Source organism: Nocardia gamkensis NBRC 108242, from assembly GCF_001612985.1.
GTDB classification, from domain to species: domain Bacteria; phylum Actinomycetota; class Actinomycetes; order Mycobacteriales; family Mycobacteriaceae; genus Nocardia; species Nocardia gamkensis.
The window spans coordinates 12604-33538 of record NZ_BDBM01000038.1 but is presented as its reverse complement, the minus strand read 5'-3'; the positions used below and the strand labels follow the sequence as shown (position 1 = coordinate 33538).

The following is a 20935-nucleotide window of genomic DNA, read 5'->3' as shown; positions in this document are numbered from 1 at the left end:
CGCTCCCATCAGCTCACGCGACGGCCACCGGGTTGCGGAGGTGCAACCACGGGTCCCGATACTCCCGCGTTGTGCGCGGGCGGTCCGTCGACGGTTTCGAAATATCGTGTTTCGCCTCTCGGCTCGATCAGCTCGACACGCACCGTGCGCATCGGAATGCTCACGTCCACCGCGGTCGCGCTGACCTGGTTGATCGCGAGATCGACCGCACGCCTGCGCGGACCGCCGGGCTCGCTGATGGTGACCGTCGTGTGCGCGCTCGACGCACGCGGCGGCAGGTGATCGAAGACCGCGATGGTGGCCGGTGTCTCCGCCTCGGTGGTTTGCGCGCCGGTATGCCCGTCACCCGGATCGGCCAAGCGCATGGACCGCGGATCGCCGACCGCGCTCACCAGTTGGCGCCAGCTGTCCGGACGCGCCGAATGGATCTCCACGTCCGCGCCGACCACCATCGCCCGCAGGATGATCTGCTGGGCGACGGGCAACCTGGCGTGCACATCGATGGTGCGCCTGCGCGGGTTGAACCGGGCCGGATCGAACAGCGGCAGCGCGAGAGTGTGGCGCGGCTGGCCGCTGATCGCGCCGAGGATCTGCCCGTTCGGGCCGATCGCGATGGCCAGATCGGCGACGAGTTCCTCCGGTGCGATGTCGGCGCCGGACTCGAAGCCGCGCAGCGCTCGGATGGAGGAGCCGGTCGGCAACGACGCCAGTAGGGCGTTGGACTGGTCGCCGCGCAGTAGCCGCAGATAGTCCGGCGGCTCGGTGGTGACCGCAGGGCCGATGAACCGGACGATGGCGCGCGGCCCCCCGGTGTCGTCGGTCAAGCTCACCACGAGAGTGGTGCGGCCGCGGTTCCAGGTCCAGCAGTCGTCGAGGGTCTCCCCGCCCAGCCGGGTCCAGTCGATCAGGAAGCTCGTCACACAACGGCCCGGCACCGACGACTCCAGATTGCTCCATGTTTCCCGGAGGTCGGACAGTTCGACGCCGGCGTGCAGCAGGCGCGTCGCGTCCCGCAAGGCCGCGGCGGGCAGCGCGTGCGCGGCGATACCCCGCTCGCGCAGGCGGCTCGCGATCCGGTGCGTGGCGCTGGCCAGCGCTTTGGGGGCGACCACCGCGCACGGACCGCGCTTGCTCAGCGCCGCCAGGTTGCGTTCCTGATCGAGCCGGACAACCAGCCAGGTGAGCCGGTCCCCGACCACCGGGTGGGTCCCGATCAGCTGGTCGTAGAGCATGCTGTAGCTGCCGGTGGAGCGGACCCGCTGCCCGGTGGTGACGATGTCGATGTCCACCGCGATGCCGAACTGATCCAGCATCGGGAACAGCATGTCGACCGAGATGGTGTCCTCGGTGTACAGGGTTCGCTCGGCGATGACGGTGGGCAGGTCGAGATTCGGCGCGAGCTGGATCATCGCGATCAGCGTGCTGCCCGCCTCGTTGACGCCGCACACGCCGGCGGCCACCTGCACGTCCCGGATCCCGGCGACCTGCGTGCGTTCACGCGCCCGGGCGGTCCGGCCTTTCCGGTAGGCCGCCCAGTCGAGCAGCCAGCGAACAGGGGTCCGTTCGTTGACCCGGACGGTCACCGTCACGACCAGGACCGTGACCACCACCGCGCTCACCCACCACGGCGTCTTGGCCGACAGCCCGACCAGGAGCGGGCTGCCGACGAACACGAAGGCGGCGAACGGACCACGCTCGACGCCGGCGACCCGTACGCTCGGAAAACTCACCGGCGCCTCCGCATCACGGAGTTCATGTGACTGCCGACGAGGCCGAGCAGCACCGCGGCGAGGATGACCACGCTCGCGGTGATCGCGGGCCGCAGATCCTTCGGGCGCGGTGGAGGGGGCACGGGCAGTTCCGCGGACCGGAACAGGCCCGTGGGCTGCTGCGGCGGAGTGCGGTAGCTCAGGGCGGCGAGCGGGTCGATCACGCCCGCGCCCACCACGTTGTCGATGCCGCGCGCCGGCGCGTGCGCGCTGGCTTGCAGGCGGGCGGCGATCTCGCGCGGAGTCTCGTTGGGGAAGCGCGACCGCAGCAGCGCGGCCACACCGCTGACGTAGGCCGCGGCGAACGACGCGCCGCCGACCGGCACGAGTTTGTCCGGTTCACCGACGCCGTTGATCAGGCCACCGCCACTGGGGCCGAGCGATTCGATGCCGGTGCCGGGGGCGGCGACCGAAACCCACGGCCCGGTGAGCGAATCCTGCATCGGGGCGCCGGTCGCGGTGGTGAATCCCACGGTGAGCACGTCGGCGCCGAACCAGCCGGGCGTGGAAATGGTCTTCACGTCGCGCCAGTTCCGCGGGTCCGCGGGCCGCGTCGGGTCGATATCCGGATTCTGCGCGCAATTGGCTCCGCCCCCGGCGTTGCCCGCGCCCGCCACGATGAGCGCGCCGCGCACATGGACGGCATGGCCGATGGCCGCCGACAGCATGGACTGGTCCACCTGAGCGTCCACCGGGAGGCAGACGGGCAGCGACACGGTGATCACACCGGCGCCTTGGTTCGCGGCGCGCGTGATCGCCCGGGCCAGCGTCCGGATCTCGATGGCGGTCCGCTGGCTCGGATCAGAGCTCGGCCGTTCGGGACTGAACGCACCGGAGCGGGTTCGGATGGAGATGATCCGGGCTTCCGGCGCCACGCCGGTAAATCCATCTCCTGGATCGGGAGTGGCCCCGATGATTCCGGCGACCAGCGTGCCGTGCGCGTCGCAGTCGGACAGTCCGTCGCCACCCGCGGCGAGATAATCGCCCCCGCCGACCAGGTTGGGCAGGCGCGGGTGCGGCTGCACTCCCGTGTCGATGACGGCGACGGTCACTCCCGCGCCCCGGCTCAGCGCCTTGGCGCGGCGCAGATCCAGCGCGAGTTCCGCGGGCGGAGTGCGGGTGAGGTCGCTGTCGGGCAGCGCACCCGCGGCCAGGCAGCCCTTGTCCTGCTTCATCGGCTGCTCGGGCCCCGGCGGGTCGTCCGCGGGCGGCGCGCCGACCACGACCTGGGGCGGCTCCAGCGCCACCGCGGGAGCGGCGGGGACGGCCAGCATCACCCCGGCGAGAACCGCCACAGCGGCACTGCCGACCTTCATCAGATCCCTCGCATCGCGGTGTAGACGCCCATGATCCAGAAGGCGATCACCGGAACCACCAGGATCAGCGCGTATTCCACCAGGTCGATGACACGGCGGGTGACCGGCGACAGCCGTTTGCCCGGCAGCCGCAGCGCCGCGACGCAGGCGAGACAAGCCGCCGACGCCACCGCGAGACCGACCACGAGACGCGCGGCCGGGCTCTCGTACGCGCCCACCAGGACGAAGCCGACGCCGCAGACGGTGACCACGGATCCGGCGACCAGCGCGATCGCCTGCACCCGATCCGGGTGCCAGCGTGCGCGCATCGCGAGCAGGCCGCCGATCGCGGCGGCCATGACGATCTCCCGGATGCCGCCCGGACTGGCCGCGGCCGCGATCACCGCGGCGACCGCGAGCACGGTGGAGATCGCGGCCATCAGACCGCGCAGGCTGGTCACCGCCAGTCGGGCGCGGCCCTCGATACCTGCCTCGGCGGCGTTGCGCTGCTGCTCACCGACCGCGGTGTGCTCGTCGCCTTCGCGCACCGTCTCCGCGTCGAAGATATCGGTCAGCGTGGTCGGCGAGACCTCGTTGCCCGGGTCCGGCAGATCCGGCGGCCGGATGCGGGCGATGACCACGGCCAAGCGCGGCGCCGCGGTCAGCAGCACGATCGCGACGAACACCGTGCCGCCCGCGACCTGCCCGACGGACAGATCCGCGTAGGTCACCGGCAACGCCGCGATGGTGAGCATGATGCCGAGCACCGTCACCGCCATCAGGGTGGCGATGCCCATCTTGCTCAACCGCATCATGGTGGCGGCGGCTACCGCCGCGACCACCGCTCCGGCCGCCAGATTGGCCGCGGTGAGCGGGCCGGGCTGGTCGTAGGGGGGCGGCACCAGCATCGCGCCTCCGGCGAACAGCAGCGGCGTCGCGGTCAACGTCAAGCCGAGGGGGAGCTTCGCCGCGGCATCGCGCCGATGGGCCTGCGCGGCGGCTGCCCAGCAAAGCCCGCCGAGCAGCAGGGCGGGCAGTCCGCACCACAAGGTCGAACCGGTCATCGTCCACGACCAGGTCAGCATGGCGGCCACCGCCGAGGCGCCGATGCCGAGGACGGTCAGCCCGACGATGGCGGCGGTGTTCGAGTCGAACTCGGCGAACTCGCGCTCGTTGATCAGGGCGAGCGCGTCGGTGATGTCCTCGACCACCGGCGTGAAGACCTCCGCCGATTCGACGACCGACAGCATCAGCACGGTGCCGTCGGTGACGTCGTGGTCGGCGAGGCTGCGCCAGCGCGGAATCGGCGCCTCGCCCGGGCGGGCCAGGCTCCACTGGCCCTGCGGCGGGGTGAAATCGACGCTCTCGTCATCGATGGCCGAGGCCAGTACGACCAGCAGGTCATCGATGAACGTCTCGATGGTGAACTTGGTCGGCACCACCACATCGACCTGATACGTGGAGACCATCACTGCGATCCGCGCCCGTGCGACCTCCGCCGACGGCTGCGTCCCGGCAGGCGCGGGCGCGACGGCAGTGCTCATGCCTCCGCCTCGCTGACTGCCTCCGCCTCGCTGACGCTCGGCTCGCTCATCGCCACCCTCCGCGGTCACCGTGGTTGTCGGCGCCACTGGAGAGGTATCCGGGGAATCCATCGGCCAGCCAGGCGGCCAGCTCCTCGAACGCGAGCACGGTCTCCTTCTCCAACAGCCGCAGGTCGATCTCGCCGCCTTCGGCCAGATGCGCGTCGTAGGGCAGCACGCAGGTGGGGCGCTGCGCGGTTTCGAACAGCTTCTCGATCGCGTCCACGTCGACGGTCGGCTTCAACGGCTGGTGATGCACGATGCCGACGATCGACTTCGCGATCAGGTGTTGCAAGCCGTGCGAACTGAGCCAGTTCAAGGTGGCCACAGCGCCGGTCACGCCGCCGACGGTGGCCGGGGTGACGACCACGACGGCGTCGCTGGTTTGCAGCACCGTCGCCGTCGCCGAATCGAGCACGCCTGTCCCGCAGTCCACCACCAGCAGATTGAAGTGCTTGCGCAGGGTTTCCACGGCGGTGCTGTATTCGCGGCCGGACAGCGCCTCGGTGGCCTCGGTGGACCACGGCGAAGCGATCACGGCGAGGTCCGAAGAATTGATCGAGGTGAACGACTGCACCGCGGAGAACGCGTCCAGGTTCTGTGCCTGCGCCAGATCGCGCAGGGTCAGGCCGTACGGATGCCTGCAGGTGCGGGTGGAGAGATCCCCGAAGTCCGGGTTGGCATCGATCGCGACCACCCGGTCCGGGCGCAGGCCCGCGAAGGTCGAGCCGAGCGTCGCCGCGGTGGTGGTGCGCCCGACGCCGCCCTTCACGCTGATCACCGCGATCTGATAGGTCGTGGTGAGCTGGCGCCGAATGCGCGTCTTACGGTCCTCGGCGCGCTGCTCAGCCGGCGAAAGCCCCAGATTGAAGCCGACCTTGTTGAGCGCGCCGCGCATGCCGGAGCTGGAACGCAGCTGCGCCCGCTTCGCGGCGGAGATGTCGGCGAGCAGGTCGATCGAGCTGAGCGCGGCGGGCAGCACCTCGATCCGCGGGGTCGGCTCGTACGCCGAGTGGTCGACGCGTTCGGGGACCCAGGGCGTCGCGGATCCGGACTGCCACTCCTCGTTCGCGGATGCGGCATTGGTCCGCGCGATTGCCTGAGACACCCGGGCGGCCGCCTGCTCCGCGCGGTACTGCTCGGCGGACTGCTCGTGTGCCGAATGATTCTGCGCCGCCTGCGGTGCCGCGGGAGGCGCTACGGAGTAGTCCGGCGGAGGCGTGCTCGCGGGCGGTGGAGGCGCGCTCGGCTGCGGTGGGGGCACATTCGCCTGCGGCGGCGTGCTCGGCTGCGCCATTTGCGCATTCGCCTGCCGTGGCGGCGTGCTCGCGCTCGGTGGCGGCGTCACCGCCGCATGCTGCGTAGGACGGGGTTCGGATTCCCCGGCGGACGCCTGCGGCTCACGCGGCGGACCGATCACGGGGTCGGCGTGGGAGAACTTCTCGGCGTCCTGCCGGGCCTCGGGGGCGGGACCCGGCGCGACGGCCGCGTCGGTCAGCTCGTTCGTCGGTGCGAAGTACGCGTCATAACCGCCGCGAGCGCGCGCGGATTCGGCCGAATGACCGTTGATGCTCGGTGCTCGGTTCATCTCCGTCGTCCTCTCCACAACCACGGTCCGACGTTCAGTTCAGTCTGCTTGTGTCGAACCAACTTCGACCCGGCAACAGGTCGATGAGCGCCCCGATGCCCGACCGCAAGGCCGCATCGTCGCCGGGGGCGTATCTCGCCCACTTCCGTCCGTCCATCGCGACGCTCGGAGTCACGATGAATCGCCCTGACAGCGTATCCACCACGTTCACGCTGGAGACGGCCTGCGCAGAGCTGCCGTCGTGGTGCTCGATGATCACCACCTCAGCCCGGCGGACCACCTCGTCCAGCACCCGGCTCAGTACTGCGGCGGCATGCGGTTCCGCCCCGAGTTCTACCAGGGCGCGCCGCCGTTCGTCCTGGTCATCGGGAATCTCGCCGAATTGCTCCACCGTCGCGGCGACCGGCTCGAACTGCAACACCGGCGCCGGACCGAGCGCGGCCAGGACGGCAGCAGGCAAGATGTCGAGCTGATCGTCCTGCTGGAACACCGACTGGATGACGACATGGTCGTCGGAGCGCACCGCCAGCACATGGGTCTCGCCAGTGCGCACCAGTGACATCCGCAGCATTCCTTTCCGCTCGCCATCCAAACCGGTGTCCAGGATCCGTACCGCCATTTCCACGTCCGGGCGGTACAGACACCGCAACCAATGCTCGACGACCGGGTGCACGCGTCCGTCCTCGAGCACGCCCACTTCGGTGAGCTGCGCGGTAACTACGGCATGCACCCGATCCAGATCCTCGATGCGGTAAACATTCGGCAGGAGCGCCAACACCGGCGGATAGGACTCGATCCCGACCAGATGCTGTAACAGCAGGGCGGCATCGACATTCAGGTCGATTGCGACCGGATCGTCTTCCACACCTTCCCCGAATGCACTGTGATCATCTCCTTCGACCGGATAGTCGACCTCCGAACGCTTCACCGGGGAGGTTCGGAGGAGGCGAGCACGGATTCGTCTTCATTTCGCTCGATGATGCCGACCGCCAGTACCGATTCGGGCATCGGCTCGTCTCGGCTGTCATGATCCTCGTACTCGATGACCCCGATGACAGGAGGTTGCTCGAGCACCGGAACATCCTGGGGTTCGCCCGGTACGAATACCTTCGACGACCTCTTCTCGTCGTCGCGTCGTCGTCGCATTCGCGCCTTGGGCGCGACCGCACCGCGCGGCGGGCCCTTCCTGCCCATCGGTCCGGACGCCCCTTGTTGCGGCAAGGCACCGAATGCCCTCCCGGCTCCCGGATTCCAGCTGGCGGGCATCCGGAATCCGGTCGAAGCGCCCGGCATCGATCCGAGACCGCCGCGAGCCATATTCAGCGCGACGAGGCTCCCAGCCCCACCGCTCAACGCGGCCAACGTCGGTGAGTTCTGCGACGTGCCATAGAGCCAGGAGTCCGTGGCTCCCTCTCCCATGCCGTTCATTCCGGAATCGCCGGAGGACCAGCCATTGGCATTCGGGTCCGGCGACAACTGCTCGGTATTGGTGGCGGGGTCCAGCGGCTGGGTCGGATCCGCTGGCTGTGTCGGATCCGTCGGCTGGGTCGGATCGGTGGGTTGGGTTGTGTCGGTGGGATTCTGATCACCGCCCGATCCGGTGCTGTTGTCCGATCCGGTCGGCCCGTCGCCCGTAGAAGTTGAAGAGATATCGGTCTTGGTGAAGTCGCTACCGTTGTAGTCGGTCGGATTGTCGTAAGACACGTATTCCGTCTGCGGCCCCGGCCCTGGCCCTGGGCCGCCGGTCACAATCGGTGGCGCCTCGATCGGTGGCGGCAGCGCGGCCAGTGTGGGCACCAGCGCCCCGGCGTAACCGGCCATTACCCCCAGGGCCGCCCCTCTGAGTGCCAGCAACTCGGCTTCGGCTTCGAGGAGGGCCGCACCACTCAACGGGCCGAAGCCGCCGCCGAGCGCGATACCTTCCTGTATCCGGACCTGGGCGGCCTTGGCGGCGAGCACCGCCATCGCGGCTTTCGCCGCGGTCGAGATATCAGCCGCTCGGTCCAGCAACTGGCCGGTTGCCTCAGCCACTGCCGCCTGCTCACGCAACCATGCAGCATGTTTGCGGAAGGCCGCCTGTGCCTGGTCGGCGGTGAGCGCTTGGAAAGTGCCGCTCATCTGGAGCATCGAACTGTCGGTGTTGGCGGCGGCGGCATTCAATCGCGTGGCCATAGCCGTATAAGCCTTCGCGGTCGCCCGCGTCGTGGCGACCCCATCGCCGGCGAGCACAGGAGCGATGATCCCCTCCGGCCCCAGCGCGCCGAGTACCACAGCAAGCATCTCGTCAGCTTTCGCTCGCGCTATCCGCGCCTAGAACGCGGCTGCTCTACTGAGCACCTGGCCATGGCCGGTCACGTCACCGGCAGCGAAGGCGGCGCCTACTTCCGGTAGAGCGACCGCGCCATCGGTTCCCAAGGCGATTCCATTTGCCGTGGTGGGGAAGAACATTGCCGCTTGCTTGGCGCACGCGATGGGGATGAGCGCGCTCACGTCATCGGCACCCGGAGGGGCCGGGACAGCGAGGGGAGCCGCCGCGCCGAGCATCAGCATCATGTCCTCCGCGCTGATGCCGAGCTGGGAAGCGATAACCGGGAGATGATCCCAATCGACAGCGAGATGCATGGAAGTCTCCTAACAACCAGTACCCACTCTTGGCGAGTAGTACATCGACATCGAGCGGTGCAATCAGAACGTTAAGCTATTCCCAGTCGTGGGGATAGCGATTCGCTGCGCATCGAGTGCGCCCGGCCGCATCATCGCCGCCCGTGAAAGAACCACTCCCACACACCGACTGAACGTCACGTGACACGACTTGCCGACCCTCCCCCTGGTCGAATGGCATCCCCCGACATGCGATCGCCCTCGACGATGTCCGGGTGAACGAACACGTCGAGGGCGACAGCGAATATTGGTTGACCGGTATCGTCTCGAGCGTTCGGCATCAACCGGGCGCTCGAGACGGCGCTGGATCGACCGTCACCAGACCGGCTCGCGATCGGTCCGAGCCGGAATGGCGATTCGAACCATGCGGTCGCTAGAGCCCGATCTGCGAGAACCGCGAGGCCTGGCCCTGATCCACCACACGGAACTGGCCGTCGATGCCGGACACGCCCTTGGTGGCGGCCTTCAGCTGCATCAGGGCCTCGTTGTACTGGTCGATCTGCTGCTTGACGCGAGTCTGCAGGTCGCCGTTGGAGGTACCGGCGTCACCCTGAAAATTCTGCGCGAGCAGTTTCGCCAGCGTGTCCCGCTCCCCCGCGTCGACGGTCATGTCGCCGAGCACCTTGTCGGTGCGGATGACCAGACCCTCTACGGCATCGTAATCGTTCTTCAAAGCCATTTTCCGAAACCTTTCCCTATTATTTTCTGCTGCAGATCAGGCATCAGAAATTGAGGTTGTATTTGTTGACCTGCGACGCGTTCTCCTGGTCCTGACTGTCGAATGTCGCGCCCGAGGTGTTCAGCGCGTCGACGATCTCCATGAAGGTTGCGTGCAGCTTTCCGCCCTTGTCGAGAGCGCCCTGCATCGCCTGCTGGATGGCATTTCCGGTCGCGCCCTGGACGGCGGGCGCGTACTCCATCTTGATGCCCTCGAGAATACCCATGTGGTTCTTGAAGGTGTCGGCGTGCGTGAAGAACTTCTTGGCGACGGCATTGATTTCGGACGGGTCGCCGGTGTAGCCGATGGGCATATCTGTTCCTATCCTATAAGGCGTTTACCTTGCCTCGGACGGATTCGCCGAGGACGTTGACAGCGTGTGCGTCGGAATCGTCGATGCGCGGGTCGGGCCATCGACGTCATCGACCACACCGATTACAGGGGGTTTCTCCAGTACCGGCACCTCCTGGCTTCCTCCGGGAACGAACACCGCCGCTGGATCTCGGATTTCCTGTCGTTCCGGTGGCGTCCGCCTCATTCGCGATGGCGTCGCACGGGCAGACCTGTGCCGACACACCTCCGGCGGCGCGTTGCCGAGATCCGGGAGTGCCATGGTGAGACTCCAATCGAACGCGACTACCAGCTCGGAACGAGCGGCTGCTAAGGAAAACGGTAATTTATTCCCAACCTTGGGATGGACGCTCGAAGTCAGATCTGCTGGGGTACCCAGGCCACCTGGACGAGATCACGGCGAGAGTTCATGGGCTCCACCAAGATTCCCCGGCCGGGCGGTTGTTTGGTAGCTCGGACGTCACCGATCAGCACACCGTCGAGCTTCGAGCCGTCCATGATCAGTCCCGAGGAGTTGAGGTTCTTCATCTGGCCGATCACGTTGTCGTACAGCGCGGTATCCGCCTGGGCGATATTTCGTGCGGCGATCACGTGCAAGCCGGTGTCGCGGCCGTCGACGATGATGTCCTTCAGGGGCTCCAGAGGGTTCAGAGCGCCACGCTGCGCGATCATGTGATAGTCGTCGATCACGACGAAAACCTCGGGCCCGGTCCACCACGACCGCTCCGCGAGCTGCCGAGGGGTCACGTTCTCCGGTGGGCGCCGCGAACGCATCTTCTCCACCAGCGCCGGTAGCGCATCGCGCGCGTCGCGTTCGTTGGTCACGTGCCCGATGAGCATCTCCTGCGGCACCGTCTCCAGATGCCGCCTGCGATAGTCGATCAGCAGCACGCGGGCCTGTGAGGGGTCGAACTGGCGCCGAATGGACTCCAGCATCGCGGCCAAGGTGGTGGACTTGCCGGACCCGGTCGAGCCGAGCACGATGAAGTGCGTGGAGACACTGAAATCGATCGTCGCGGGCCGCAGATCGGATTCCCGGAGACCGAACGGCACGATCAGACGCTGAGCGAGCGTTTGCGGCGCAGGCCAACCCACACGCACTTCGTCCATGCCCACGCGGGGAGGAAGCAGTTTGACCTGCGGCGCGCGCCGGCCGGCATAGCGTTGGGCGACTTCGGCGCTCGCGGCGGCGAGGCCCTCTGCGGCCGAGTCCGATTCTCCGACCCCGTCGATGCGCGGCAACGCCGTGAGCATGTGCAGGCCGTCGGTCGATATGCAGCGGCCGGGCCGATTGGCAGGGATCGCCGCGACCACAGCGCGGTGGACATTGAAGGTCGTGTCGGCCAGGTCGCCCAGACGCATCTCGAGGCGAGTCTGCATCAGGTCCTTGATCGCGGGGCGAATAGCGATCCAGCGTGAACTGCTCACCACCAAGTGAATGCCGTAGTTCAAACCCTGCAGAGCGAGGGATTCCATCACCGGGGTGTACTCGTCGTAGTACGGGCCGTTCGTACCGAACCCGACGTCCCATCCGTCGATGACCAGGAAAACATCGCCGTAGGGATCACGGTCGAGCCAGGGCGCTCCACCCGGCCCGTCACGCACCGTGCGGAACTTCCGGATGGTGTCGATACCGAACTCGGCGAACAACGACTGCCTGCTCTCGAGCAGGTTCGTCACCAACGCGATCGTGCGCCGGATTCGGTCACCGTCGCGGGCAGCGGCGACCGATCCCACGTGCGGGAGATTCGCCAACGACGACAAGCCGCCGCCGGAGAAGTCCAGGCAGTAGAACTGCACCTGTTCGGGAGTATGGGTCAGGGCCGCGGACAGGATGAACGACTGCAGCGCCGTCGATTTGCCGGACTGCGTACCGCCGACGATGGCCATGTGCCCACCACCGCCGGACATGTCGACCGACCAAACGTCCTGACGCTGTTGACGCGGCTTGTCCACCAGCGCCAACGGCATCTGCAACGCTCCTTGGGGCACGGCGCGAATCATCCGCTCCAAGGTGGGCGGCGTGACCAGCGGCGGCAGCCACATCTTGTGAGCGGGATTTCCGTGCCGGGCCAGCTGCTGCAGCACCGCTTCCATCACGGTGATCGACTCACTGTCGGCGGCCTCGGTCGCTTGCTGCACGACCACCGGCTCGACCACCGCGGGCCGAGTGTCGGCGATATGCCCGGCGGTGAAGCGTTGCGGCGGCCGGTATCCGCCACCGGGCCGTCGCGCGCGTTGCGCGGAGGCCGCCGACACCTGCGCGGGGGGAGAGTATTTCTCGCCCACGTACGCGGCCTGGAACCGCTGGAGGTCGCCGGAGCCGACCCGCAGATAACCCGCACCCGGCTTCTTCGGCAGGTGATAGGCGTCCGCGGTGCCGATCGCGTCGCGGGAGTCACTGGTCTGATTGGTGCGCAGCGCGATGCGGTAGGAAAGGTGCGCTTCCAGCTCACCCATCCGGTTGGCCGGCACTTTCTGCGACGCGAGCAGCAGGTGGATGCGCAGCGATCGGCCCAGTCGGCCGATGGCTACGAAGAGCTTCGAGAAGTTCGGGTACTGCTCGAGCAATTCGGCGAATTCGTCGAGGATGATCAACAGCGTTGGCAACGGACGCAGATCCGCACCCTGCTCCCTGGCGCGCTCGTAGTCGGCGACGCTGGCGAAATTGCCCGCGTCACGCAGAATGCGTTGCCGCCGCGCCATTTCGCCGTTGATCACGTCTTCCATACGGGTGACGAGGTCGGCTTCTTCTTCCATGTTCGTCACCACGGCCGTCACGTGCGACAGCCGGTCGAATCCGAGGAAGGTCGCGCCGCCTTTGAAGTCGACGAGAAGCAGGTTCAAGACATCCGGCGAATGTGTCGAGACCGCCGAAAGCACCAGCGTACGGAGGAATTCGGACTTACCCGATCCGGTCGCGCCGATGCACATGCCGTGCGGGCCCATGCCTTCTTCGGCCGATTCCTTGATATCGAGATAGACGACACCGCCGGCCGGGTCGTGACCGAACGGAATGTTGAGACGTGCCCGGTCCTCGTCGCGACGCCGGATCCACACCTGCTCGACGCGAATAGCGCCGGGGTCGGCGACGCCGACCATCTCCTCCCAAGACGTGCCTCCGCTGGCCTGCTCGGCGGCAACCGCCTCCACCACGGTGGACAACCGGTACGGCGAAAGACTGCGCGCCATCGACGTCATGGCCGCCACGGACAGCGAATCGGCCACTCCGACGCGCCGCACCCCGCGCGGGGACACCTCGTTCAGCGAGCGGTCCTCGGTGACGGTGAAGCGCAGGGCGCGCGGGAGATTCTGCTCCGAGGCCCCCAGCCGCAGCCACGTGCAGCCATCGATGCCGGAGATGTCGCGGTCGCTCGCGGGTCCGGCGACGTCGACGATCAGCAGGTAGTGCGTTCGATCCAGAGTGGGTTGCGAATTCGCCGAGAACGGACCGCGATTGAGCCCCGCGAGCACCTTGGTGCGCAGCTCCGCGACGGTGCGGTACACCATCCGGCTGGAGCCGATGGCGTCGGTCTCGTTCGGATGCTGGGTGTGCGGCAGCCATTTCAGCCACGCCCATTCCGGCGCGTCCGGATCCGACAGCACTGCCGCGACCGCCACCTGGTCCGGACCGTGCAGCACCGCGACCTCGGCGATCATCGCGCGGATCAAGCCGGTCACCAGCTGCGGGTCACCGTCGATGCCGACCTGCGGCGCGGACAGCAGATTGATCGCGACGGGCATGCCACCGACCGTGGAGTACGCCTTGGCGAAACGGGTCAGTTCGACGACGCCGACCGGGTCCAGATCGGAGGTGGGCGCGGCTTCGGGGACGATGACGCGCACCTGGTTGGCGATGCGCCCACGGCCGACTCGCACCCGCAGGAACTGCGGACTCGCGACCTGCACCTCCCACATCCGCTTGCCGCCGATCAGCCGGGCGATCTCGTCGGGACCGGGGTGGGTGTAGCGCAGGAAGGCATACAGTTCGGCTTCCGCCGCGTGCACCGTCTTACGGTTGTCGGTGAGGCTGCGCAGGTAGTCCTTGCGTTCCTCGTTGAGGCTCGCCGCGCCGCCGGAGTTGCCCCCGAGCGCGCCGCCCATCATGCCGAACATCGACACCAGCATCATGGCCGGGAACATCAGCATCATCGGGTTCATGGTTCCGCCGCCGCGGAACATCATGACCATCATCCCGCACATGGCCGCCACCATGACCACGGGCATGATCATCCGAAGCCGCGATGCCGGAACCGGCTTGGGCAGCTCGGTCGGCGGTTGCAGCCGCAACTCCGTCACGGCGGGGGCCTTCGGACCGCGCACCGTCCGGGCGGGCCGGACGAATCGGCGAGTGCTGGTCACTACGAACCACCCAGCCCGGCAACGATCTTGTTGTTCGGAATTCCGTCGTGCTGAATGCGAGCTTCCTTCTGGGACAGAGCGGGTCCGACCGCGAACAGGGAGATGATGCTCCACGGCGCCGGGACCGGAGCCCGCAGCCCGAGGGCGATCAGGGAGGGATCGGTACCGCCGCTGCTGCTCGGATCGGCGATGATGCCGTAGCGGACGCCGCTGTCGGAGACCCAGTAGAGCGATTCCCGCAGCGGAGACCCCGCTTCGGCGCCGGTGACCTGCACGAAACGGCCGGTGTCTCTCGGCAGGTACGCCGCGTCGGCGGTGGTGCCGCGCGACGCGGCGGAGGTCACCAGGTCCACCGCGCGCCCCTGCTCGTCTTTCGTGAGCGGCAATTGCCTGCCCACCAACAGTTGCGTGGTCGCGTTCGGATCGCTTCCGGTGCGCGCCCAGTGCAAGCAGGTCACGCCGGACCGTTCCGGATCGACCAGACGAATCGGACGGACCGGGTAGGACGCGGTGCCCGGCCACTGTCCGGGGCGCAGATTCGCCGCGATCACGTCGGGCCCTACCGCGCGAGTGGACACCGAACCTTGCGAGTCCGCGTTCCGGACCATCGCCGCCAACACGGTGCTGATCCGCACCAGCCCGGTCTGCGAGACGAGATAGTACGAAGCCCCCTGATCCGGCGCCGACACGGTGAGTACCGACCCGACCGGCGTGGTGAATCCGTTGTTCAGCGTGATCGACTCGCCCTTACCCGGCACGTCGGGCACACGCAGCGGAGGGGCCTCCGGAATCGCGTTGACCAGGCCCTTGGAAGCCGCCACCACCGGAGCGGTCGAGTCGATGCCGAGCGCCATGGCCACCGCGGTGCTCGCGAGGTCGATCGCGGCGCGTACCACGCCCTTCTCGGCATCGCCGTACACCAGCCAGGTCGTGGTGTCGTCGCGCAGCAGACGGGCCTCACCGTCACCCAGCGGGCGGTTGGCGTCGCCGTCCACGGTCAGCGGACCGCCGATCGCCGTGGTCCGCACCGCGGAGCGGCTCAAGGTCGGCAGGCCGGTCGAGGGGTTGACCGGCGCGGCCGCACCGGTTCGCGCCGTGTCACAGACCGTCCACGACGAATCCCTCTCGTCGGTGTCGACGATGCTGCCGGGCGCACCGGGAATGCCGACCCACGGCCCGCGCGGGTACTTCGACAGCTCGTCCCGTGAGACCTGCACGGGCTTGTCGGGAGAACCGACGATCAGCCGTGCCGAGGTGAGATTCAGTGCCGGGAACAGCCGGTTGTTCAACCGCACGAACAGCGCGCCGGTGTCCTTCTCCGCCACGATCTTCGAGTCCCCGACCTTCTTGGCGGGTTTGAAGAAGGCCAGCACGGCGGCGCCCGCGATGAGCACGCACGCGAGCGCGATGCCGATGGACAAGGCGGTCGATCGACCACGTTGCGGATCATCGATCATCGACGCGTCTCGACGAACCAGCGCGTGCTCTATCCGGCGCAGCAGAAAACGCCAGCCGGAAATCTGGTGTTTCGTCACAACCCGGAAGCGCGCCACCGGTTCTCGTTCCTTCCGCCGCCCTGCCAACCACACCGTAACCAGCGGTCACAGCATGAATACGACCCCTATTCCCAACGCTGGGAATCGGATCAGCGGACGCCTCACACTCGCGTGCTCGGCGCCAAGCCCTCCAGCGCCGCGCTGACGTCGAACGCGTCGATCGTCATGAGCTCTTCGTCGGTCATCGCGGCGATGTCGGCGTTCTCCCTGGTGAAGCGGTAGTCGCGCTCGGCTTCGGCGGCCTCGACCACGTTGCGCACGAACCGGCCGTTACCGGCCAGATCGATCAGCCGCCGTCCGTTCTTGGTCTGCCCCGCCAACTCCTCGCAGCGCAGGCGCAGCACCTCACGTGCCTGCTCGGACAGGATGGAGTCCTTGTTCCGCGCGATGTGCTCGGCGATCTGCACCAACTCGTCGGCGCCGTAGCTGGCGAAACGGATGCGCTTGGTGAATCGCGAGGCGAGGCCGTCGTTGGACGCGAGGAACCGATCGATCTGGTCCTCGTATCCGGCGATGATCACCACGAGCTTGTCCCTATCGTTCTCCATCCGCGCCAGCAGCGTGTCCACCGCTTCCTTACCGAACGCGTCGCCGCCGGAGAGACCTTCCTGGATCAGCGTGTACGCCTCGTCGATGAAGAGCACACCGCCGAGCGCCGAGTCGATCAGCGCGTTGGTCTTGGGCGCCGTATGGCCCAAGTGGGTGCCGACCATGTCGTTGCGCGACACCTCGATCACGTCGGCGTTCTCCACGACACCCAGGCCTGCGAAGATCTTGGCGATCACGCGGGCGATGGTCGTCTTGCCGGTGCCGGGCGGACCCGAGAAGATCAGGTGCTGCGACTTCGAATCCACGGCGAGCCCGCGCTTGGCGCGCACCTGGTCCATCAGCACGCCGGACTTGAGCCGGTCGACCTGTTCCTTGACCGAATCCATGCCGATCTGCGCCTGCAACAGGTCCGAGGCCTCCGTGAGGAGACTCTCGCGCTCCGCCCGCGCCGCGGTGGCGGCCGCTTCGCGCGGATCGTCACCCGTCTTCGGGTCCCACCTGTTGGTCCGGGACGCGATGAGTTCCGCGGTGGCGACCTCGAATCGGTACGACTTGTCCCGCACCGCGCGCTGCCATTCCTCGCGTTCGGGCCACAGCGCCGAACCCTGGAGCCCCTTGAGGACCTTCTCGGCGGCGTCGTGATCGCCGTTGTGCCGCATCAGCATGCCGAGCAGGAAGTGCGCGTCGGCCCAGATGTAGGACAGACTGCCCGAGGAGCTGTCCTCCACGATCCGCTGCGCGCGCGGCATGGCCTCGCCGAAGCGGCCCAGGTGCGCCAGCGACTGGGCGGTCATCAATTCGGCGGCGATGTCGAGGAGGCCGTCCTCCAGCGACGGTCGCGCGGTGCGCAGGGCGAGCACCTCCGGCCATTGCTTGGTCCGGAAGTACAGCGACATGCGCACGAAGTCGGAGACGTCGTCGCGGGGGACCTCGTCGAGAATCGCCGCGGCTTCCTGCCATTCACCGCCTTCGGCATACGAGCACGCCTGCGCGATGGCGATCTGATCGCGGTCGGCCATGGCGACGCGCAGTCCGTACATGCCGATCTCGACCTGGCACCACAGCGCGCGATCGACCAGCCCGGCCCGCTGCTGGTCGCGGTAGAGATTGTGCACCGAGCGGTAGGCGCCGTAGATCACCTCCGAGGTGACCTCCCCCGCCATGGCGCGGCCCAGCCAGGCGTCGCACATGTCCGGGTCGAGATCGGTGGCGGCCCGAAACGCCGCCGCCGCATGCTGCTCGTTGCGCAGGCCACCGGCGACCAACCCAAGATTCTGAACACCCGTGTAGAACGCGTCCTCGGCCGCTGACACTCGGACTTCCCTTCCGCCGATCTAGCCTGCTCGAACGATAGATTCCGGCGGTCACGCTCCGGACTCGGCAACTTCCCAATGATGGGAAGACTGGCAGCGCCGCTCGCCGCGGCAATCACATGCCAATTTTGAACGTGCCGTCAGTTAACGGTATGTTTACCTCGGGGTCGGCAATCATCCGCCTGCAGACGACCCCTTCGGCGGCGGCTGGCCAGCCGCGATCCGGTCCCCCAGCCGCCGCGCAGCAGGTCACAGGGCTTCCGCAAAATTCTTGCCGCTATTTAGGTGCACGCTATTGAACGTTCCGACAGAAGAGGGTACTGTCTGAACACAGATCGCCGGTCCCTCATCCCGACGATCTGAACCCAAAAGCAACGGCCGGTGGCACCGGCAGGCCACCGGCCGTTGCGGGGGTTGGACACCAGAGGCCGCAGCCTCGATGGCCTACGTCTACCACTGCCAACCTTCGGACTCAGCAACCCATTCCCGCATCTGGGAATGGGTTTTCTTGCGTCACGGGCGTTTTCGGTCAGGGAGGGGGCGGGTCGATGCGATCGGCCGCCGGAGCCGTTACCCGCGAGGGCGCCGGGGGCGCGTCGGCGACACCGGCGCTCACCGCGCCGTTTCCTTCGGAACCCTTTTCCGGGACCGAACGCAGCGGCGGCCTCGCGGACGGCGCGTGCACCACGGCGGGAGCCTCCCGCGTCCGGCGTTTCTTGGTCCACGGAGTGGCCGCGGGCCGACGTACTTTCGGCGGAACCTTCGCGGGATGCGCCGGCTTCGCAGCAGGATCCGACGCGACCGGCGGTTGCCCCGCACGTCCCCAAGGAGTGGCCGCGCCGGTCAGCGGACCTCCCATCTCGGGACTGTCGGGGGTGCGCGTGTCGACCGGGGGCACGTCGACGGCGGCTGCGGCGACGCCCGACTCGGAGCCTGCCGGGCGAACCTCGGAATCGAACGCTCCCCGCGCCGGAACCTCGGGTGCCACGTCGTGGGTGGCCGCCCTCGCGGCGTCGGCGCCGTCCCGCGCGGACACGGCACGGGGGCTCGCGACTTCTGCCGCCCGGTCCGCGTTCGGGTTCGCGTCGTTCGGCGCGACGGCGGCGACCGGCGACATCTTCGCGGGATTCAAGCCAGGATCACGAGGTCCGGTCCCGGCGGGTGCGGCCGACCGGTCGGCGGTCCGGTCCGGCGCGCCCGCGCCGCCTCCGTTTCGATCGGCCGCTCGTCCCCCGGCCGCTGCGGGGTTCGCGGCGTCGCGCATGGCGGCAGGGACGCGCGCATCATCGGTTCCGTGTCTGTCGATGACGGTCGGCCCCGCCGCGGCGGGGCCGAAGCGTGCCTCGGGGTGTTCGCCGTGCCGCCGAATCAATTGCTCCGGAGTCGGTACGGGTCCGGGGGGAGAGCCGCCGGCCGTCGTGGTGGGCGGCACCGCGTCGTCGAATGGCGTCGATGTCGTGAAGTCGAGTGTCGCGACATTCTCCGCGAACGTCGCCGCGTGCCGCATGATGTCGTCGGCGTGATCGTCGAGCACTTTCGCGAAATGCTGCACCGCGTCCGGGTCGATGCGCAGCGGCGTGGGTTTGCCCGACGACGGGATGTCGAGCGCGTCGCGGGTGGCGTCGTAGACGATCCCCTTGACCATGTCATCGATGGCCTGCTCGAGCGGTTCGATCGCCTTGCCGATGACTTCGGCGACGATATAGCCGATCAGGTACTGCGCCATCTGCTCGCACAGCTTGCGCGCGGCGGCGGCGACCAGCGGCGCGGAAGGAGCGAGCGGCGGTGTGATCATGATCGAGGCGTAGGTCGCGGCCAAGGCGGCGAGTTCGGCCAGGACGGCCACCTTCACCGCGGTGATCACCGTCGCCGCCACCTCGAGTGCCTGCCCCACGAGCTTGCACGCACTCTCGAGTTGCCGCATGTGGGTCGAACTCATGGTCGCCCACGTGGCGACGAGCTGCTGGTAGGACTCCCCCGAGTAGAACGCCCCCATCTGGTCTATCACGCCGGTCGCCGAGTCGTGCGTGCCCTGCACCTGCTCGGCGAAGGTGCGCACATGCCCGGCGAGGGCGCGTACGTCGTCCTCGTTGATGTCCGGGTACGGGATGCCGCAGATGTTGAGGAAGAGCGCGACCTCGCTGGGGATGTCTATAGCCACGCTGCGCTCTCCTCCCCGATCATCGGCTCACAGCACGCGCACGACGACGGCTTCGCTCGGCATACGCGACCACTTCACGGTCGAGCCGGTGTAGGGCGCCTCGATGACCATGCCGTTGCCGGCGGCCAGCTGCACATGCTCGGGCCCGCGCGTGCTGAATGATCCGGCGGGGAACACCAGGTCACCCGGGCGCACATCCTCGGGATGCACGCGGACGCCGCTGTAGATCTGCTCGTACGTCGTTCGGGGCAGCACCACTTCGCCGTGACTGGCCTGGGCGATGGCGTACTGCGTCAGACCCGAGCAGTCGAACCCGCCGCCGCTGGGTCCGCCCGCGCCGCCCCCGCCCCAGACGTAGGGCGTACCGAGCCAGTCGCTGGCGGCCAGCACCGCGTTGCTGCCCTTCGTCCCGTCGGAGCGGACCGGGTTGTTGCGGCGCAGCCGGGAAGCGGACCTGGACCTCGAGCGCGTCCGTCGCCGCCTGCGCGGCGCACCGCCGTGCCGGGCCTGCCTGGTCGCCGGCGTCGCGGGCGGCATGATCTGCGCGGCCTGTTGCCGTGCGGCGGCGACATCGGCGTCGACCTGCTTGGTGGCGTTGGAGATGGTGGACTGCGCGGCATCCAGCAGCGCGGGACCGCTGAAGCGGGTATCGCCCACCGCGGCGATCGCCTGCATCCTGCTCTGGAAATCCGCGATGTGATTGGTCAGGCGGCCGCGGCCGTTGACCGTTCCGTCACCGGACTCGCCGACGGTCTTGCCGACGATGCTGTCCTTGCCCGCATGCGATTCCGCGATCGACAGCTGCATGCCCTGCGCCTCGCCGTAGCGTACGGCCACCGCCCCGGACGCGACCCGCAGTTCGGCCGCGAGCGCTTGGGTCGCACTCGCCGCCTGGCCGGCGGGTTGGCCGGCGCCGTACAGCTCGAGTAGCGATCGGAGCACTCCGTCCAGGTCGTTCGTCAGTGCCTGCGCCATTCGACCGACTCGCCATCGCTCATCACCGACCGCCTCTCACACTCTTCTCGTTAT

14 protein-coding genes are annotated in these 20935 nt (G+C 68.0%); all 14 read right to left on the bottom strand.

The window, feature by feature from the left end:
- Positions 1–8: 8 nt before the first annotated feature.
- Positions 9–1730, bottom strand: a complete 1722-nt coding sequence (gene eccE, locus NG1_RS26060; RefSeq protein WP_084499196.1) for a type VII secretion protein EccE — start codon at positions 1728–1730, stop codon at positions 9–11.
- Positions 1727–3085 carry a type VII secretion-associated serine protease mycosin gene (mycP, locus tag NG1_RS26055; RefSeq protein WP_062975041.1) on the bottom strand — a complete coding sequence of 453 codons (1359 nt, stop codon included), beginning with the start codon at positions 3083–3085 and terminating at the stop codon, positions 1727–1729. Before mycP ends, eccE begins: the two co-directional genes overlap by 4 nt.
- On the bottom strand, positions 3085–4608 hold the full coding sequence (gene eccD, locus NG1_RS26050) for a type VII secretion integral membrane protein EccD (protein ID WP_062975039.1): 1524 nt from the start codon (positions 4606–4608) through the stop codon (positions 3085–3087). Before eccD ends, mycP begins: the two co-directional genes overlap by 1 nt.
- 46 nt (positions 4609–4654) lie before the next feature.
- On the bottom strand, positions 4655–6235 hold the full coding sequence (locus tag NG1_RS35010; protein WP_062975037.1) for a MinD/ParA family ATP-binding protein: 1581 nt from the start codon (positions 6233–6235) through the stop codon (positions 4655–4657).
- A gap of 34 nt (positions 6236–6269) precedes the next feature.
- Complete coding sequence (locus NG1_RS26040) at positions 6270–7100, bottom strand: ESX secretion-associated protein EspG (RefSeq protein WP_062975083.1); 831 nt, start codon at positions 7098–7100, stop codon at positions 6270–6272.
- Positions 7101–7159: 59 nt separating this feature from the next.
- Positions 7160–8515 (bottom strand): PPE domain-containing protein, encoded by a 1356-nt coding sequence (locus tag NG1_RS26035; RefSeq protein ID WP_084499195.1) that lies wholly within the window; start codon positions 8513–8515, stop codon positions 7160–7162.
- Between the two features lie 30 nt (positions 8516–8545).
- A complete protein-coding gene (locus NG1_RS26030) occupies positions 8546–8857 on the bottom strand; it encodes a PE domain-containing protein (protein ID WP_062975033.1) in 312 nt (103 codons plus the stop codon).
- 412 nt (positions 8858–9269) lie between these two features.
- Positions 9270–9575, bottom strand: coding sequence for a hypothetical protein (locus tag NG1_RS26025; RefSeq protein ID WP_062975031.1), 306 nt, complete (start codon positions 9573–9575; stop codon positions 9270–9272).
- A gap of 43 nt (positions 9576–9618) precedes the next feature.
- Positions 9619–9927, bottom strand: coding sequence for a WXG100 family type VII secretion target (locus tag NG1_RS26020; RefSeq protein ID WP_062975029.1), 309 nt, complete (start codon positions 9925–9927; stop codon positions 9619–9621).
- Between the two features lie 395 nt (positions 9928–10322).
- On the bottom strand, positions 10323–14327 hold the full coding sequence (gene eccCa, locus NG1_RS26015; RefSeq protein ID WP_062975027.1) for a type VII secretion protein EccCa: 4005 nt from the start codon (positions 14325–14327) through the stop codon (positions 10323–10325).
- Entirely contained in the window at positions 14327–15862 is a 1536-nt protein-coding gene (gene eccB / locus NG1_RS26010; RefSeq protein ID WP_245660059.1) for a type VII secretion protein EccB, read from the bottom strand. The genes eccCa and eccB overlap by 1 nt, the downstream gene beginning before the upstream one ends.
- A gap of 122 nt (positions 15863–15984) precedes the next feature.
- On the bottom strand, positions 15985–17745 hold the full coding sequence (gene eccA / locus NG1_RS26005) for a type VII secretion AAA-ATPase EccA (RefSeq protein WP_062975024.1): 1761 nt from the start codon (positions 17743–17745) through the stop codon (positions 15985–15987).
- 529 nt (positions 17746–18274) lie between these two features.
- Positions 18275–19906 carry a WXG100-like domain-containing protein gene (locus tag NG1_RS26000; protein ID WP_062975022.1) on the bottom strand — a complete coding sequence of 544 codons (1632 nt, stop codon included), beginning with the start codon at positions 19904–19906 and terminating at the stop codon, positions 18275–18277.
- Positions 19907–19933: 27 nt separating this feature from the next.
- Positions 19934–20881, bottom strand: a complete 948-nt coding sequence (locus NG1_RS25995; RefSeq protein ID WP_062975020.1) for a C40 family peptidase — start codon at positions 20879–20881, stop codon at positions 19934–19936.
- Positions 20882–20935 lie beyond the last annotated feature (54 nt).

Excerpts from the sequence above, each read along its gene's own strand:
- mycP (WP_062975041.1), bottom strand. The coding sequence starts at position 3,085 with ATGAAGGTCGGCAGTGCCGCTGTGGCGGTTCTCGCCGGGGTGATGCTG.
- eccD (WP_062975039.1), bottom strand. The coding sequence starts at position 4,608 with ATGAGCACTGCCGTCGCGCCCGCGCCTGCCGGGACGCAGCCGTCGGCG.
- NG1_RS35010 (WP_062975037.1), bottom strand. The coding sequence starts at position 6,235 with ATGAACCGAGCACCGAGCATCAACGGTCATTCGGCCGAATCCGCGCGC.
- NG1_RS26035 (WP_084499195.1), bottom strand. The coding sequence starts at position 8,515 with ATGCTTGCTGTGGTACTCGGCGCGCTGGGGCCGGAGGGGATCATCGCT.
- NG1_RS26030 (WP_062975033.1), bottom strand. The coding sequence starts at position 8,857 with ATGCATCTCGCTGTCGATTGGGATCATCTCCCGGTTATCGCTTCCCAG.
- NG1_RS26025 (WP_062975031.1), bottom strand. The coding sequence starts at position 9,575 with ATGGCTTTGAAGAACGATTACGATGCCGTAGAGGGTCTGGTCATCCGC.
- NG1_RS26020 (WP_062975029.1), bottom strand. The coding sequence starts at position 9,927 with ATGCCCATCGGCTACACCGGCGACCCGTCCGAAATCAATGCCGTCGCC.
- NG1_RS25995 (WP_062975020.1), bottom strand. The coding sequence starts at position 20,881 with ATGGCGCAGGCACTGACGAACGACCTGGACGGAGTGCTCCGATCGCTA.